At 70.1% G+C, this 16,487-nt stretch carries 15 protein-coding genes and 1 pseudogene; 5 read left to right on the forward strand and 11 right to left on the reverse strand.

Annotated features, from left to right (window positions below):
• Positions 1-53: 53 nt before the first annotated feature.
• Together ACLQ2T_RS23735 and ACLQ2T_RS23740 are read left to right on the forward strand one after the other, a co-directional pair.
• Entirely contained in the window at positions 54-1,706 is a 1,653-nt protein-coding gene (locus ACLQ2T_RS23735; protein WP_425768562.1) for an MFS transporter, read from the forward strand.
• Entirely contained in the window at positions 1,703-2,368 is a 666-nt protein-coding gene (locus ACLQ2T_RS23740) for a futalosine hydrolase (RefSeq protein ID WP_425768563.1), read from the forward strand. Before ACLQ2T_RS23735 ends, ACLQ2T_RS23740 begins: the two co-directional genes overlap by 4 nt.
• Before the next feature lie 8 nt (positions 2,369-2,376).
• Here ACLQ2T_RS23740 and ACLQ2T_RS23745 read toward each other — a convergent pair whose 3' ends face one another.
• Both ACLQ2T_RS23745 and ACLQ2T_RS23750 read right to left on the reverse strand, forming a co-directional pair.
• The gene (locus ACLQ2T_RS23745; RefSeq protein WP_425768582.1) at positions 2,377-2,958 is read right to left on the reverse strand and encodes a GNAT family N-acetyltransferase; all 582 of its coding nucleotides are present in this window, start codon (positions 2,956-2,958) and stop codon (positions 2,377-2,379) included.
• Positions 2,959-3,087: 129 nt separating this feature from the next.
• Positions 3,088-3,669 (reverse strand): annotated as a pseudogene (locus ACLQ2T_RS23750) (helix-turn-helix domain-containing protein); the annotation flags it as partial.
• Positions 3,670-3,886: 217 nt separating this feature from the next.
• Here ACLQ2T_RS23750 and ACLQ2T_RS23755 point away from each other — a divergent pair.
• Complete coding sequence (locus tag ACLQ2T_RS23755; RefSeq protein ID WP_425768564.1) at positions 3,887-4,735, forward strand: 1,4-dihydroxy-6-naphthoate synthase; 849 nt, start codon at positions 3,887-3,889, stop codon at positions 4,733-4,735.
• On the opposite strand, the gene ACLQ2T_RS23760 is transcribed toward ACLQ2T_RS23755, so the two are convergent.
• Positions 4,696-5,082: a cold-shock protein gene (locus ACLQ2T_RS23760; RefSeq protein ID WP_425768565.1), complete on the reverse strand. Its 387-nt coding sequence runs from the start codon at positions 5,080-5,082 to the stop codon at positions 4,696-4,698. The two genes, ACLQ2T_RS23755 and ACLQ2T_RS23760, sit on opposite strands and share 40 nt — an antisense overlap.
• Positions 5,083-5,110: 28 nt before the next feature.
• Positions 5,111-5,734 carry an HAD family hydrolase gene (locus tag ACLQ2T_RS23765; RefSeq protein WP_425768566.1) on the reverse strand — a complete coding sequence of 208 codons (624 nt, stop codon included), beginning with the start codon at positions 5,732-5,734 and terminating at the stop codon, positions 5,111-5,113.
• Between the two features lie 82 nt (positions 5,735-5,816).
• On the opposite strand from ACLQ2T_RS23765, the gene ACLQ2T_RS23770 reads away from it, so the two are divergent.
• Positions 5,817-8,291, forward strand: a complete 2,475-nt coding sequence (locus ACLQ2T_RS23770) for a helicase-associated domain-containing protein (protein WP_425768567.1) — start codon at positions 5,817-5,819, stop codon at positions 8,289-8,291.
• A gap of 6 nt (positions 8,292-8,297) precedes the next feature.
• On the opposite strand, the gene ACLQ2T_RS23775 is transcribed toward ACLQ2T_RS23770, so the two are convergent.
• A complete protein-coding gene (locus ACLQ2T_RS23775) occupies positions 8,298-8,537 on the reverse strand; it encodes a hypothetical protein (protein WP_425768568.1) in 240 nt (79 codons plus the stop codon).
• 431 nt (positions 8,538-8,968) lie between these two features.
• Here ACLQ2T_RS23775 and ACLQ2T_RS23780 point away from each other — a divergent pair, with 431 nt between their 5' ends.
• On the forward strand, positions 8,969-10,648 hold the full coding sequence (locus ACLQ2T_RS23780; protein ID WP_425768569.1) for a DNA repair helicase XPB: 1,680 nt from the start codon (positions 8,969-8,971) through the stop codon (positions 10,646-10,648).
• Between the two features lie 409 nt (positions 10,649-11,057).
• On the opposite strand, the gene ACLQ2T_RS23785 is transcribed toward ACLQ2T_RS23780, so the two are convergent.
• From ACLQ2T_RS23785 to ACLQ2T_RS23810, 6 genes are all read right to left on the reverse strand, one after another.
• On the reverse strand, positions 11,058-12,248 hold the full coding sequence (locus tag ACLQ2T_RS23785; RefSeq protein WP_425768570.1) for an ABC transporter permease: 1,191 nt from the start codon (positions 12,246-12,248) through the stop codon (positions 11,058-11,060).
• Positions 12,238-12,924, reverse strand: a complete 687-nt coding sequence (locus ACLQ2T_RS23790; RefSeq protein WP_425768571.1) for an ABC transporter ATP-binding protein — start codon at positions 12,922-12,924, stop codon at positions 12,238-12,240. Before ACLQ2T_RS23790 ends, ACLQ2T_RS23785 begins: the two co-directional genes overlap by 11 nt.
• Positions 12,921-13,910, reverse strand: a complete 990-nt coding sequence (locus ACLQ2T_RS23795) for a hypothetical protein (RefSeq protein WP_425768572.1) — start codon at positions 13,908-13,910, stop codon at positions 12,921-12,923. The genes ACLQ2T_RS23790 and ACLQ2T_RS23795 overlap by 4 nt, the downstream gene beginning before the upstream one ends.
• A gap of 268 nt (positions 13,911-14,178) precedes the next feature.
• Positions 14,179-15,147, reverse strand: coding sequence for a hypothetical protein (locus tag ACLQ2T_RS23800; RefSeq protein ID WP_425768573.1), 969 nt, complete (start codon positions 15,145-15,147; stop codon positions 14,179-14,181).
• Between the two features lie 258 nt (positions 15,148-15,405).
• On the reverse strand, positions 15,406-15,840 hold the full coding sequence (locus ACLQ2T_RS23805) for a hypothetical protein (protein ID WP_425768574.1): 435 nt from the start codon (positions 15,838-15,840) through the stop codon (positions 15,406-15,408).
• A gap of 94 nt (positions 15,841-15,934) precedes the next feature.
• Entirely contained in the window at positions 15,935-16,360 is a 426-nt protein-coding gene (locus tag ACLQ2T_RS23810) for a hypothetical protein (RefSeq protein ID WP_425768575.1), read from the reverse strand.
• Positions 16,361-16,487: the final 127 nt, after the last annotated feature.

Genomic DNA, 16,487 nt, shown 5'->3' on the forward strand with positions numbered 1-16,487 from the left:
GTTCTCCGAAGGTGGTGCGGCATCCGGGCGGCCGATAGGTCAGGATGGGTGCCATGCCGCTGTCCTCCCACTCCGAGCGGTCCCTCCTGGGGCGGACCGTCGGCACCGGCATCCGTGCCATTCGGCTGCTGCTCCGTGGCTCCCTCAGCGGGGGCCGGTGGGTGACCCGCAGCGCCGCCCGGGCGCGGACCCGGGGGGCCGGCGGGGAGACCGGCATGGTCCGCATGTTCGATCTGCACGCGGTCTCCTGCGCCGGGGACACCCTGATCGCCATCGGCCTGGCCGGAACGATCTTCTTCAACGTGCCGCTCGGCGAGGCCCGCAGCAAGGTCGCCCTATATCTGCTGGTGACCATGGTGCCGTTCGCCATGCTCGCCCCGGTGGTCGGTCCGCTGCTCGACCACTTCCGGCACGGCCGCCGGTACGCCCTGGCGACGACCATGCTGGGCCGCGCCTTCCTGGCCTGGATGATCTCGGACTACATCCACGGCTTCGGGCTGTATCCGGCGGCCTTCGGGGTGCTGGCGCTGTCCCGGGCGTACGGGGTGGCCCGCTCCGCCGCCGTCCCCCGGCTGCTGCCCGAAGGGCTCGGCCTGTCCCAGGTCGGCGCGCGGGCCAGCGTGTACGGCACGGTCGCCGGTGCCCTGGTCGCGCCGATCGGGCTGGCCGCCTTCTGGTTCGGGGCGCAGTGGCCGTTACGGGTCGCCTCGATCATCTTCCTGGTCGGCATGGTGATCGCCCTACGGTTGCCGCCCAAGGCCGACTCCGAACCGCCGGAGCGGGTACCCCGACCGCTGCGGGCTCTGCGGCGAGCCACCGGCGACCGCCCGCTCGGACGGGGCCGACCCGCCGGCCGTCTGGTGATCTCCAACCTGGTCGGCGCGGCCGTACTACGTGCCATCTACGGCTTCCTGCTGCTCTTTCTGGCCTTCACCATCAAGGCCGGTGACCTGACCACGGTGCTGTTCGGCCGCGACCTGGGCGACAAGGGGGCGCTGGGCCTGGTCGGCGGGGCGCTGGCGGTCGGCACCTTCCTGGCCACCGCCCTCGGCACCCGGCTGCGCATCCACCGCCCGACCGCGCTCCAGTCCAGCGGCATGGTCATCGTGGCCGGGGTGGGCGTACTCGCCACGCTGTCCTTCTCCCTGCCGATGGTCACCCTGCTCTGCGTGGTCGCGGCCATGATGAGCGGCATCGCGAAACTGGCTGTGGACGCCTCGATCCAGGAACGCATCCCGGAACGGCTCCGAGCCAGCTCCTTCGCCCACTCCGAGACCGTGCTGATGCTCGCCTTCGTGGCCGGCGGCGGGCTGGGACTCGTACCCTTCCACGGCCGGGTCGGCATCGCGGTCGCCGCCGGGGTCGGGGTGCTCGCCGCCGTACGCGGGCTGGTGATGGCCCACCGGCTGCGCGCCGAACGGCTCCGTGGCCGACCCCTGACCGACGAGGAACTGAAGGCCACCGAGCGGGCGGCCGACGAGAGGGCCGCCAAGAAGCAGGCCGACCGGGACCGCAAGGCCGCCGAGCACACCGAGGACACCGAGGACAACGCCCCCACCTCCCCCGCTCCCGCCCAGGGGGGTACCGCCGCCGAGGAGCCGGACCTGGCACCCCCGGGCTTCCACATCTACCGGCCCTCCTCGGCGGTCACCGGGACCGGCGGCGAGGACGAGACGCGCAGCAACTCACCCGGGTCGGTCTCGTGACCGGCCTGCTCGTGGTCACCGCCGTACCCGCCGAGGCCGAGGCGATCCAGGCCGGCCTGGACGATCCGACGATCGCGGTGGTCCCGGTCGGGGTGGGAGCGGCGGTCGCCGCAGCGGCGACCGGCCGACTGTTGGCCTTCGCCGAGGCCGCCGGTCGGCCGTACCGGGGGGTGATCAGCGCGGGGGTGGCCGGCGGCTTCGCCGACCAGGTACCGGTCGGCGGGGTGGTGCTCGGCACCCGAGCCGTCGCCGCCGACCTGGGCGCGGAGTCGCCGGACGGTTTCCTCCCCATCGACGAGCTGGGGATGTCGCCCGCACTGCTCGGCGGCGGCCCGGCCGTGTCCGCCGACGCGGAACTGCTGGCCACCCTGCGTACAGCACTGCCCACGGCCACGGTCGGCGCGGTGCTGACGGTCAACACGGTCACCGGCACCGCGGCCAGCACCGAGACGCTGCGGCGGCGGCACCCGGATGCGGTGGCCGAGGCCATGGAGGGGTACGGCGTGGCCGTCGCCGCCCGTCAGGCCGGGGTTCCCTTCGTCGAACTGCGTACCATCTCGAACCCGATCGGCCCCCGCGACCGGGACGCCTGGCGCCTGTCCGACGCCCTCGCCGCCCTGACCACGGCCGCCGTCGCGGTTGCCGCCGTCGCCCTACGTTGACCGGCCGATCAGGGCTGCGGCAGACGAAGCGTGGCCGGCCGACTCCAGTCGAGTTGATATCCACAGGCCAGCAGGAAATCGATCCCACCGAACTCCGCCGTGGCGCACACTGCCGGCAGGCCCGCGAGACGGGTCTCCTCGGCCAGCCGGGTCACCAGCCGGCGACCGAGACCGAGCAGCCGTAGCCCCGGCGCCACCAGCACCCCGTCCAGCACGACCTCACGCTGGTCGCCCCAATCCTCACCGAACAGCAGGTCCAGGCTGCGCACATGAGCGCGCAGTTCGCCGACGATGTCCCCGTCGGGCAGCTCGGCCAGCAGACGCCAGCACCCGTCCGGCACACCGTCGGTGACCCGTCGAATCCGCACCGAGTCACGCAGCCGCTCCCGCAGGCGCCGCTCGTCTCGACGACCACGATCGAGGTCGTACGTGACCTCGGGTACCCGCAACGGCCACCGGTCGGGCGGAAGGGTGTACGAATGCGCCCACCAGGCACCCGACCAGTCCTTCAACGTACGGACCTTCCGCACGTCCAGGTGCGCCGGATACCGCCGCCCCGCCTCGTCGCGCCGGGTGTCATCCTGGATCACCTCGCGGCGTGCGTCTTCGCACCGGCAGGAAGAGGCAGCATCATTTGCGCTGGCAAGTCGCAACCTCCCGCCAGCCGCTCGAATGAGCCGTTGCACGGTCTGGAACCGAGGATCGGTGCTCTGCCCCGACTCGATGCGCGCCACGGTTGACTGCGGCACACCAGACAACGCGGCCAGCTCGCGCTGACTCAGGTCGGCCTGCCGACGCAGCAACCGCAGCAAAGAACCCAGATCAGCCAGACCGTCGACAACCGTCCCGTCCCCCATGCCATCGATGCTTCCGCTCCGCCCCAGACCACTCAACCCCGATCGTCCACCTGTGGACAACCCTGTGGATAACCCGGAAGCGGTTGGGGACCGCCTGCCTTCCAGCAGCGCGAACCGGCCCGGCAACGTACGTCGGCAGGACCGAGGGTGTCCCCCAGCCCCCCTGTCGAGCTGAACCGTCTGCGCTATCGCCGCAGACGGATCCAGCAGACCTCCAGCGACGAGCAGGCGGGCGCCCTGCGCGGGCATCCCACGCAATCCATGGCACCGGCCAGCGACACCCATCCCGACAGGATGGTCATCGGCATTCCTGACGCCGAGGTGGCGATGAGGGTCAGGACAACCCCGCAGGAGCCGCTGTTGCCAAGACGGGCATCGGGATGGGTGATCCGTTGCTGCTCTCAGCTCGACAGGGGCCGTATCTGACACGGTCCGCCGCGACATGCCCGTCAATCCCCACCGCGTACGCCACGTCTGGACGCCAGCCGCAGGCTCGGCGGACCGGAGGGCTGCGGACCCGGAGGGCCCAGGGTCGGGTTGTCACGGCGGTGGGGTGTGACCGGGGCCGGTGGGGTGTGACCGAGCCGGGTGCAGTGTGACCGGGCAGGGTGCGGTGCCGACCGCCCGGCGTCGGCGGAGAGGGCGGGGATACGGTGGGGGCGTGGCGCTCTCGATGGCGATCTCGCCCTGCCCCAACGACACCTTCGTCTTCCACGCCCTGGTGCACGGGCAGGTGCCCGGGGCACCCCCGGTCGAGGTGACCTACGCCGACGTGGACGTGACGAACACCGCCGCCGAGCGTGGCGCCTTCGATCTGGTGAAGGTGAGCTACGCGGCGTTGCCGTGGCTGCTGGACGACTACCATCTGCTGCCCTGCGGCGGCGCGCTGGGGCGCGGCTGTGGGCCCCTGGTGCTGACCCGGGCGGATCGCGACGGCGGTCCGGACCGCACCGATCTGCGCGACGCCACCGTGGCGGTGCCCGGTGACCGGACCACGGCGTACCTGCTGTTTCGGCTCTGGTCGGCCGGGAGAACCCCCCGGCGCATCGAGGTGGTGCCGTTCCACGAGATCATGCCCGGCGTCGCCGCTGGGCGGTACGACGCCGGGCTGGTGATCCACGAGGCTCGCTTCACCTACCCGCGACACGGGCTGACCGCACTCGTCGACCTGGGCGAGTGGTGGGAAGGCGACACCGGCCTGCCCATCCCCCTCGGAGCCATCCTGGCCCGACGCGGGGTGGTGGACCCGCAGCAGGCCGCCGGGTGGATCCGGGAGTCCGTCCGGCAGGCCTGGGCCGACCCGGCGGCCAGCCGGGGGTACGTGCTGGAACACGCCCAGGAGATGGAGCCCGACGTGGTGGACCGGCACATCGGCCTCTACGTCAACGAGTTCACCGCCGACCTGGGAGAGGCCGGGTTCGCCGCCGTCGAGGCGCTGCTCGGCCGGGCCGCCGACGCCGGGCTGGTGCCTCAGACCTCCAGTTCGCGGGCCACCGCGTGGACCAGCTGAGCGATCTTCTGGGCGGCCTTACGATCCGGGAAGCGACCCCGGCGCAGGTCCGGCTGCACCTTCGCCTCCAGCACCTTGATCATGTCTTCGACCAGTCCGTGCAGCTCCTCGGCCGGTCGACGGCGCAGCTCCGCCACGGACGGCGGGGCCTCCAGCAGCTTGACCCCCATCGCCTGCGTACCACGCCGGCTGTCCACCACACTGAAGTCGATGCGCTGGCCGCCCTTCAGGTCGGTGACACCTGCCGGTAGCGCGGCCTTTGGCAGGAACACGTCGCCACCCTCGTCACTGGTGACGAACCCGTATCCCTTGGTCGCGTCGTACCACTTCACTCGACCCGTAGGCACCTGAGATCCCCTGCTTCGTTTGAGACGTCTACTGCTTCAAGGCTAGCCGGATCATGCCGTCGAGCGCCGCCGGGAATCCGGTGAGATCCGCCAGTACCGTAGCCGCCCCGGCAGCCTGCAGCTCCTCGGCCGAGCACGGGCCGGTGGCCACCGCGATCCCGGGCACCTCAGCCGCCCGGGCGGCCACCATGTCCGCCACGTGATCTCCCACATAGTGGGTGGCGCCGTGGGCACGCAGACCGGTCGCCTTCTCCTCGGCGAACAGGTCTCCGGCCACCTCGTCCACCACCAGCCCCAGGTGCTCCAGGTGCAGCCGGGCCAACCGGCCGTGCTTGGCCGTGACCACGAGCACCCGCCCGCCCCGCTCCCGTACCGCCTCGATGGCCGCTCGGGCCCCGGGCAGCGGAACGGCCGGGGCTATCGCGTACGCCGGATACAGCTCCCGGTAGGCGCGGACCGCCTCGTCGACCTGCTCGGGCGGGAACCAGCGGGCGAGCTCGGTGCGCAGCGGCGGGCCGAGCCGGGTCACGGCGGCGTCGGCGTCGATGGGTACGCCGGTCAGCTCGGTCAACGCCCGGAGAGCCACGGCGATGCCGGGGCGGGTGTCGAGCAGAGTCATGTCGAGATCGAAGCCGACCGTCAGTGCAGGCATCCTGGAAAGCTACCCGGCCCCCGACCCGGCCCGGTCGTCCGATGGGCGGAAGCACCCCCCGGCGGGCTAGCGTGGAACGACGATGAGCACCTCACTCGCCGACCACCTGCGGGCCCTGCCCGACGACTCCCTCGCCGCGCTGCTGCAACTGCGGCCGGACCTCGTCGTGCCGGTTCCCGCCGACCTCGACGCCCTGGCCATCCGGGCCCAGTCCCGGGTCTCGGTGTCGCGGGCCCTGGACGGGCTGGACCAGTTCACCCTCCAGATCATGGACGCCGCCCGGTTGACCCGTGACCCGGCCGACGGCACCACCTCGGTCGACGGGGTCCTGGCCATGGCCACCGCCGGCCCCAACCCACCCGCACCCACCTCCGTCCGAGCCGCCCTGGACCGACTGCGGGCGCGACTGCTGGTGTACGGCCCGGACCATCAGTTGCACCTGGTCGGTGGCATCGACGAGATCTCCCCGTACCCGGCGGGGCTGGGCCGACCGGCAGCGGAGCTGGACCCGCGCACGGCCGCCCTCTGCGCGGACCCGGCGAAACTGCGCCGGACCCTGCTGGCCGCGCCGCCGTCGGCGCGGGCGATCCTGGACCGGCTGGCGGCCGGGCCCCCGGTCGGCAGTGTGCCCCCCGGCGCGTTGCAGGCACCGGCCACCGGCAGCGACGACGACCTGCCCCCGGACGAGACCAACGGCGGGGCGCCCACCGGTTCCCCGGTCCGCTGGCTGGTCGACCACCGGCTGCTGGTGCGGGTCGCCGGCGGTAAGGGCGGCACCAGCGGCATGGTCGAGCTGCCCCGGGAGATCGGGCTGCTGCTGCGCCGCGACACCGGGCCGCTGGGTCCGCTGAGCGTCAGCGGGCCGCAGGTGGCCAGCACCCCACGTGAGCCGAAGGCCGTCGACTCCGCCGGGGCCGGGCAGACCATGGAGGTGGTACGCCACATCGAGGCGCTGCTGGAACAGTTGGCCGCCGAACCGGCGCCGGTGCTGCGCTCCGGCGGGATCGGGGTACGTGATCTGCGGCGGTTGGCCCGGGTCACCGGGCTGGACGAGCCGACGGCGGCGCTGCTGCTGGAGGCGGCGTACGCGGCCGGGCTGGCGGGCGAGGTGGAGCTACCCGGCAGCGCCAGCCGGTACGGGGCGGACCAGCAGGTGCTGCCCACCGCCGGGTACGAGCTGTGGCGGGCCGGTTCCCTGGCCGAACGCTGGGCGCAGGTGGCCCGGGCCTGGCTGACCATGACCCGGCAGGTCGGCCTCATCGGGCAACGCGACGACCGGGACCGACCCATCACGGTGTTCTCCGCCGAGGCGGAACGGGCCGGTGCGCCGGCCGCCCGACGGGCGGTGCTCGGCGTGCTCGCCGACCTGGAGCCGGCCGCCGCACCCACCGTCGAGGAGGTGCTGGCGCTGCTCGACTGGCGGGCCCCCCGCCGCAGCCGGGGCCGGGAGGCTGCCCACCGGGAGGTACTGGCCGAGGCGGCCACCCTGGGGGTGACCGGACTGGGGGCGCTCACCTCGTACGGGCGGCTGCTGCTGACCGAGGTGACCGACACCGAGGAGCGGGACAGCAGCGACCCGCTCGGGTTGCGCAACGAGACCGACGACGCCGCCGGCACCACGGTGCGGGTGTTGGACGCCCTGCTACCCGCCCCGGTCGATCACTTCCTGGTGCAGGCCGACCTGACCGTGGTGGTTCCCGGGCCACCGGAGCCGACCCTCGCCGCCGAACTGGAGGCGGTCGCCGAACCCGAGTCGGGCGGTGGCGCGAGCGTGTACCGGGTGACCCCGGGCAGCGTGCGCCGGGCCTTGGACACCGGCCACTCGGCCGAGGATCTGCACGACCTGTTCCGGCGTCGGTCCCGCACCCCGATACCGCAGGGGTTGACCTACCTCATCGACGACATGGCCCGTCGGCACGGCGGGCTGCGGGTCGGCTCCGCCGGGGCGTACCTGCGCAGCGACGACGAGGCGTTGCTCGCCGAACTGCTGGCCGATCGGCGGGTCGAGGAGCTGACCCTGCGCCGCCTGGCGCCCACCGTGCTGGTCACCCCGTACCAGGCCGGGCGGATGTTGGCGGTGTTGCGGGAGGCCGGCTACGCGCCGGTAGCCGAGGACGCCACCGGCTCGGCGGTGCTGACCCGGCCCAAGGTCCGCCGGGCCGCGGCCCGGGTCTCCGTGGGTACCCGGGTCCTCGACCCCCTGGCCACCCCCCGCCTGCCGCTGCCCCGCCTGCTCGGGGTGGTGGAACAGATCCGCCGGGGCGACGCTGCGGCCCGGGCGGCCCGGCGGGCTCCAGCGGCCGTACGGGGTACCGCGACCTCGACCGGCCCGGCCCCCGCACGCGGTCACGCCGACGCGCTGGCCGTCCTCCAGCAGGCGGTACGCGACAAGGCGCTGGTCTGGGTCGGTTATGTCGACGCTCACGGGGCCACCGCATCGCGACTGGTCCGACCGGTCTCCCTCGGTGCCGGCTACCTGCGGGCCGAGGACGAACGCACGGAGATGCTGCACACCTTCGCCTTGCACCGGATCACCGCAGCGGTGCTGGAGAAGTGATCCGGGTCAGCGGCGGCTGCGGCGCACCGACCCGACGATCGCCACGATCAGCAGCAGAGCGGAACCGGCGCCGGCGGCTTCCCCGACCGAATCGATGAAACCCTGCTGGAGGACCAGCCAGCCGTACAGGAACCAGCCGAACAACAGCGCCCCGAGGATCGCGTACGCCACCACCGTGGCGGTGGATACGGGTTCCGCCGAATCGGCCTTGTCACGCGCAAAGATCAGTTCCTGATCAACGGACATCTGCCCTCCCGTACGGTCCGGCGTGCCATCCCAGGGTGTCATTGAAGATGGCAACCGGCCAGCAGCACGGCCGACCGGTCCCGGCAGCTTCTACCCGGCGGCGGGTACGCGGAATCCGACGCGGAAGGTCGGCCCGGGCGCGCCGCTCGCCCCCGTTGGCTGTCCGTGATGGCGGGAAGCGCCCCCGCTTCCTGGCCCGCCTGATCACGGATCGAACGCACACGCACCGCGCCGACCTGGAAGACGAAGCATCCGCAACCGATGCGATTCCGTCTCCCCACCTGCTAAACGCAGCCCGGAAAGGGAAAGGTTGCCGTCCGCGTACGCATTCTTGGCACCGGCTTCGACGTGCAACACTGGATGGTCGCCCGGTGGCAGGTCAGCGGCCTACCGTGCCGACCCCATCGGCCGTACGGAGGAGGAGATTCGGCGTGAGCGGTGGACCCCTGATCGTACAGTCGGACAAAACCCTGCTGCTGGAGATCGACCACCCTGACGCCCAGGCCTGCCGGATGGCCATCGCGCCCTTCGCCGAGCTGGAACGCTCCCCCGAGCATGTGCACACCTACCGGTTGACCCCGCTGGGGCTGTGGAACGCCCGCGCCGCCGGCCACGACGCCGAGGGGGTGGTGGACGCTTTGATCAAATACTCCCGCTACCCGGTGCCGCACGCCCTGCTGGTCGACGTGGCCGAGACCATGGACCGCTACGGCCGCCTGCAACTCGCCAACGACCCGGTGCACGGCCTGGTGCTGCGCGCCCTGGACCGGGTGGTGCTGATCGAGGTCGCCAAGAGCAAGAAGCTCGCCGGGATGCTCGGCGCCAAACTCGACGACGACACCATCGCGGTGCATCCCTCCGAACGCGGCCGACTCAAGCAGGCCCTGCTCAAGCTGGGCTGGCCGGCGGAGGACCTGGCCGGGTACGTCGACGGGGAGGCCCACCCGATCGAGCTGGCCGAGGCCGGCAAGGAGGGGGGCAAGCCGTTCACCCTGCGGTCGTACCAGCGGGAGGCCGTGGAGGCCTTCTGGGCCGGCGGCTCCGGGGTGGTGGTGCTGCCCTGCGGCGCCGGCAAGACCCTGGTCGGTGCGGCGGCGATGGCCGAGGCGAAGGCGACCACCCTGATCCTGGTCACCAACACGGTCGCCGGTCGACAGTGGAAGCGCGAACTGATCGCCCGTACCTCGCTGACCGAGGAGGAGATCGGCGAGTACTCCGGCGAGCGCAAGGAGATCCGGCCGGTCACCATCGCCACGTACCAGGTGCTGACCTCGCGTAAGAAGGGGGCCTTCACCCACCTGGACCTGTTCGGGGCCCGCGACTGGGGCCTGGTCGTCTACGACGAGGTGCACCTGCTGCCCGCGCCGATCTTCCGGTTCACCGCCGACCTCCAGGCCCGCCGTCGGCTCGGGCTGACCGCCACCCTGGTCCGCGAGGACGGCCGGGAGGGCGACGTGTTCAGCCTGATCGGCCCGAAGCGCTACGACGCCCCCTGGAAGGACATCGAGTCGCAGGGCTGGATCGCCCCGGCCCAGTGCACCGAGGTACGGGTCACCCTGACCGACGCGGAGCGGATGTCGTACGCGACCGCCGAGGCCGAGGAGCGCTACCGGATGGCCGCCACCGCCCGCACCAAGCTACCGGTGGTGAAGGCCCTGGTGGACCGGCATCCGGAGGAGCAGACCCTGGTCATCGGCGCGTACATCGACCAACTGCACCAACTGGGCGAATACCTGGACGCGCCGATCGTGCAGGGGTCCACCACCAACAAGGAACGCGAGCGGCTCTTCGACGCCTTCCGCTCCGGTGAAATCCGCACCCTGGTGATCTCCAAGGTGGGGAACTTCTCCATCGACCTGCCCGAGGCGGCGGTGGCCATCCAGGTGTCCGGCACCTTCGGCTCCCGGCAGGAGGAGGCGCAACGGCTGGGCCGGGTGCTGCGACCCAAGGCCGACGGCCGGCAGGCCCACTTCTACACCGTCGTCTCCCGGGACACCATCGACACCGAGTACGCCGCCCACCGCCAGCGCTTCCTAGCCGAGCAGGGGTACGCGTACACCATCGTCGACGCCGACGACGTCCTCGGCCCCTCGCTGCCCTCCTTCGACTGACCCGCCGCTTGATCGACTCCGTTTCGGCGTTGTTGCGGTATCCAGGGCCTGTTGATACCGCTACAACGGCGGAATGGCGGCAGCCTCCCGAATTGCCGTCGGGATCATCCCGGCGCCGCCCGCAGTCTGATGACGACGAGGACCAGGGGACGTCCACAGCCAGGGTGGCCGGTGTTCATGCGCCATGAATAACACCCCGACCGCTCCCAGAAGACCCGTCCGGCGCCTCGGCTCTACCAGCAGTCGGCCAGTTCCGGCCCCAGCGCGCTCCACTGCTGGTGGGGCCGTCCGGGCTGGCCGGGTCGGTGGCCTGCACCACCGCCGACCACGTCCTCGGCCCGAAGCTTCCGACCGTCGACTGACCGGAGCGACGACTCCGGCTCAACCTAACCACCGGCCGGCACCCGGGTCACCCGCGCAGGGTGGCGGCGGGTGCGACCCGAGCGGCCGCCCAGGCAGGGTAGACGCCAGCCAGCATGCCGACGATGAGGCCGCCCGCCGGCCCGGCGAGCAGCAGCAGCGGATCGATCACCACCAACCATCCCTTGAGCAGACACACCACCGAGATCACATCCACTCCGATGATCGCGCCACCAAGCCCGCCCGCCAGCCCGAAGCAACTACTCTCGACGAGAAACTGGCCGGCAACCGCGCGCCGGCTCGCTCCGATCGCACGGCGCAGGCCGATCTCTGAGCGTCGCTCCAGCACCGACACAAGGGTCGTATTGCTGACTCCGAGCGCGCCGATGACGAGGGACACCACGGCGAGCCCCAGGAACAACGCCTGGGTCTCTCCCTCCACCCCTTGCCGAAAGTTACGCAGGTCGGCGGGGGTCTGCACGGTCACGGCAGCCGGATTCTCGGGGATCAACGCCAGCGGCATGGCCGCGCCTACCTGATCCGCCGCGCCGAGTGCCGTACGCGCCACCACGGTCGCTTCCCCGAACGGTTCCCAGCCGTCCCGGCAAGCGTGGTACGGCAGCACGATCGCGTTGGTCAGATACGCGGCGCCGGCAGGGGCCTCGTAGACGCCGAGCACCGCATATGGGACGTCGTTGAGGTAGACGACGGCGTCAACCCGACCCGGGGTGAGGTTGAGCGCCTCGGCGGCCGAACTGTCGAGTATCGCGACATGGTCCCCACGGAGGTCGTGGCCGTCGTCGAAGGTCCTTCCCCGGGCGACGGCAACCTGCAGCGCCCGCAACGCGGCCGGTTGGGCGGCGACCACCGCGACCTGTTCTCCGCCTTCCGCCGAGACGGCGGTGGAGACGTTACTCAGCCGGCCGTCCTCGGTACCCGTACATGTCAAACCGGCCTCGGTCACCCCGTTGACCTGTCGGAATCCGTCCACCGCAGCGGGCTCCGGACGTACCCGCGCATCGTTGAATCGAGCGGAGACCGCTGTCGCCTGGGTCGCGTCGAACCGACCGGAGATCGCCTCCGCAGCGCTCGCGCTGATCCCCACGGTGGCGACGGTCGCTGCGATGCCGAGCCCGATCCCCGCCGCGGTGAGCATCGAGCGGCCGCGGCGGCCGAGCACCGCGAGGTACGCCTGGCCGAACACGTCGGAGGCGCGCGTACGGACGCGGTCAGACCGCATGACCGTCCATGACCCGAATCACCCGGTCAGCGCGGGCCTCCACCTCCGCCTCGTGAGTGACGATGACTACGGCACGGTCCGCCGCGACCAGGTTGCGCAGCAAGTCGAGTACGGCGGAGGTGTTGGCGGCGTCGAGATTGCCGGTCGGCTCGTCGCAGAGGATCAACGGGGGATCATGCACAAGCGCGCGGGCAATGGCTACCCGCTGCTGCTCTCCGCCGGACAGAGTGGTGGGCCGGGCTTCCAGCCGATGGCCGAGTCCGACCCGCTGCAAAGCTCCGACGGCTCGCGCCCGCCGGTCTCCCCGTCGTCCCTGGTGGACCAGGGGCAGCATGACATTCTGCACTGTGTCCAGATACGGTACGAGGTGAAAAGACTGGAAGATGAACCCGATCTCGGTGGCTCGCAGTCGAACTCGGTCGCGTTCAGAGAGGCCGATCGCCGACCTTCCCTTGATCTTCAACAAGCCATGGGTCGGTTCGTCCAGCAGGCCGAGGATATTCAGCAGGGTTGACTTCCCTGAGCCGGACGGGCCCGCGATCGCCACCATCTCGCCGCCACTGATCTGGATCGACACGCCCTTCAGCACGTCAACCTCCGGCGGGCCAGAGTAGCGCTTGGTCAGTCCCACCAGTTCCAGCAGCGGAGTTTCGGCAGCGGTGACGGCGAAGGTCATCGGGGAGCCTCAGCATCGCGCTCGGCGACCACCACCCGGGCACCCACCGGCAGTTCCCCGGTGCGGGGCCGGACGGCGACCCGGCCGCCCACACTGAGGAGGACCTCGACCTCGACCAATCTGACCGAGCCACCGGCCTCGGCAATCTCCACCGAGACAGACTCGTCCGCGCCGGTCCAGAGCGCCGAGGCGGGCACTACCACCGCATCAGCGGAACTGCGGGAGCGTTCCATGAAAATCTCCCACTGCTGGCCGAGCGCAGCGCCGGCCGGCTTGCCGGTCAACTCGAAGACGGCCTCGCGGTCCCCGCTGTCGGTTGCTTCCGTGGGCTCTGAGGTCGCTGAGGACTCAGCGGTTCGGTCCGCCGATCCGGCCCGCTCGCTGCCCGTGCCCACGGTTCGGATCTCCAGTAGCCGAACCACAGGCCCCTCGGCGTCGCCGAGACGAAACTTTCCGCCCTTGGGCATCGATTCGATCAAACGCTCAGTGGTGGGGTCGAGGCGCACCCGCAACTGCCACTTGCCACCGGCGAGCGTGACGAGCGGTCCGCTGCCGTCGCCACCGACTCTGCCTGGCGTCGAGCCGACCGCCGCTGGTAAGTCGGGCACGAAGAAGAATTCTCCCGTCGGGATCCTGAGGTGCTTTCTTTCGTCGGCCGAGGAACTTGGCTCAGGCGAAGGCTCCTCACCGGTCTCGGCCTGGTCGACCAAGGGGGCCGGGTAGCCAATGGACCGGTAGAGCCCACGCAGGTCGGCGACCGTCCGAGAATCGAGTCTCCCGGTGACAGGGGTGCCGTACCGGACGCGAAGAGCCTCCTGCATCTGGCGTACGTCCGGGCCCTCATCACCATCACCGATGTCCCGGTAGGCCGGGAAGCGACCGGACAGCACGATCACGGGCCGGCCGGACACCTCGGCGACCACCTGCCCGGAGCGAACCGACTGACCGGTCTTGACCGGCACCTTGGTAATCACCTGACGACTCACCCCGGGTTGGGCGGTCGGCCCGGTCACGGTGACGACGGTCTCTCGGCTCAGTATCCCGCTGACGGTCGCCGAATCCAGCAGCGGCCCAGCCGTAACCAGCGCAGTAACCAGCGAGGGCGAGGGTGGTGTGGCGCGCGCGACCCAATGTGCTGGCGACCTCGCCTCCGACCCGACCTGCCAGATCCAGACGGAGGTCGCCAGGAAAAGCACCGTGGCTACCCAGCCCGCTATTCGTCGTCGATTCATGGATATCCCCGTCTGCCGATTGTCAGCCCTGGAGCGCCTGCTGCCCTCGCTCGAGAGCGGCGGACATCGCGTCTCGGTAACCGAAGATCTGCGTCTCGTACTGCGCCAAAGCGTCCTTGAGCGCCTTGCTCCAGGCACTCTTCTGGACGTCGCGCAGACCGCCCTGATCCGCGCAACCGGCATCCGCGACCGCGAGTGCGATCTCCTTCTTCAGGGCCTCGGCGGGGGGCCAGGGGCCACCGGCCGGTACGGTGCCCCCCGGCCGCGCACCGACCGGGTAGTGGAAGAACTGTGCGTATCGAACCGCGTCCTCGGGATCCTTGAACTTCGGGTAGTCCGCCTTCTCAAGGCAGAGGGACCAGTCCTTCGCAGCGGCCGTCAGGCTCGGATTTTTGGTGTACGCCGCCTCGGCCGCCTCACGGATCTTGGTGGTTGGACTCTCCGGCGCGGCCACCTGTCCGTAGACGGCCGAGCGAGCCTCACCGGTACAGCCACCGAGCGACGGTCTACCACCAATCTGATCGGCAGGCACCGCTGCCGTGGATTCCCCGGTGAGCGCCTCCAGATAACGGCGTTCCTCTTCAGGGGAGGCAAAGGTGAACTCCGGTTCAACAGGCGCCTCTGTCTGCTGCTCCTCGGTGACGCCATACCCCCTTGCTCGGGCCTCTTCGAGCAGCGGTGAGGAGCGCGGCGCAACGGTCACACTGCCGTCCGAGGACGCCTGCCGACGTGGGAATTTGTCGACCCCCTTGCTCCGCAGGCAACTCTCGGTCAATCTGACAATCAGTCCTTTGACCTGCAGTTCCGACTCGAGCGCCTCATTGAGCACCGCCTGTGGACCCTGCTGAGTGCCACCGGTCAGAGCGGACCTGTCGGTTGTTGGATCCGCCTCCGTTCCGGCCCCGGAACCGCCGCAACCGGTGGCCACCCAGACGACGCCGAGTGAAACCGCAGTGCAAGCGATCAACCTCATGCGGAGCAGGACAGACATGAACAGGCCTTCCTTAGAGCAAGGATCGGATGAGCGCCGAACCGCGCGGTGAGCCTAACTTCCGTCACGTCCGTGTGGTAGGCCACCACGCGGTTTCCCGACAGTACGACCCGCGCGGCCGGTCCCGCCGCACACCCTAGCGCGTTGACCGCTCACCATTTCGAGTAATGCCCGGCACGGGCAGGACGACCGTAATTCACCACAGTCTGCCATCGCCCAGATCATGGGGGCACGATATTCTCGTGCCCCCATGATCGGCTAGAAGTAGGCCACTGATCCACAACTGGACGACCAGACCAATGCGGACGTCTTTTGGTCCAGAACCCCTAGGTAGCCGAGAACGTATCCGGGCCGAAGGCACCGACTGGTACCGGATCCGCCCGCGACGTCGTAGAACTTCGTCGCGTTTCCAGCGTTACTGTTGTTCCGCGCCGAACGGGAGTCGTTGTTCATGCCGTTGTAGGGCGAAGGGATCGTCGCCATGTTCCACACATCGTTGTAGTAGCCGTAGCCAGTGTATTGCAGCTGGTAGTCGTGGAAGAGGCAGACGTATCCCGATGAGCAGCTACCCTCCCACACGCTGATGTACGAGGCTGCCGCGCTCGCCGGCTGAGCCCCGGTCAAGCCGATTCCTGCGGCCATCACGAGCGACGCGATTCCCGCGGCTATCCGCGCCTTCGCCCTGCGCATCATGTGTTCTCCCCTACTTTCCGTGATTGTTCGGAAGTGCGAGACCGCCGAGGCAAGTACAGGCGACCCTTTTTGGCAGAAGCCCTATACGCTCGACTCAGAAGTAGGCAACGGATCCGCAGCTGGAGGACCAGACCAACGCGGACGTTTTGTTGTCCAGCACTCCCAGGTTGCTGACAGAGTATCCCGGCCGAAGGCACCGACTGGTGCCGGAACCGCCCGCGACGTCGTAGAACTTGGTGGCGTTTCCGGCGCTGCTGCTGTTCCTCGCCGAAGAGGCGCTGTTGTTCATACTGTTGTAGGGGGACGAGATTGTCGCCATGTTCCACACGTCGTTGTAGTAACCGTAACCGCCGTACTGCAACTGGTAGTCGAACAGCAGGCAAACGTAGCCGGACGGGCAACCGTTGATCCAAACTTCGTTCACGCTGATGTAGCTGGCGGCGGCGCTGGCTGGCTGGGCGGCGCCCAAGGAAAGTGCCATCGCCCCAGCCGCGAATACCGCTGCGACAATCTTTTTCAACCTTGAACTCGACCTCGACCTCGACATTTCTCGCTCCCGGAGAATAGAAACTAGTACGGCAGCCGCCGTTTGAGATTTCGCTGATGGGAGCGGGTAGAGGTGGCGCGGCCACCGCGTGATCGTCTGT

Source organism: Micromonospora sp. DT229, assembly GCF_049844505.1.
GTDB lineage: Bacteria > Actinomycetota > Actinomycetes > Mycobacteriales > Micromonosporaceae > Micromonospora.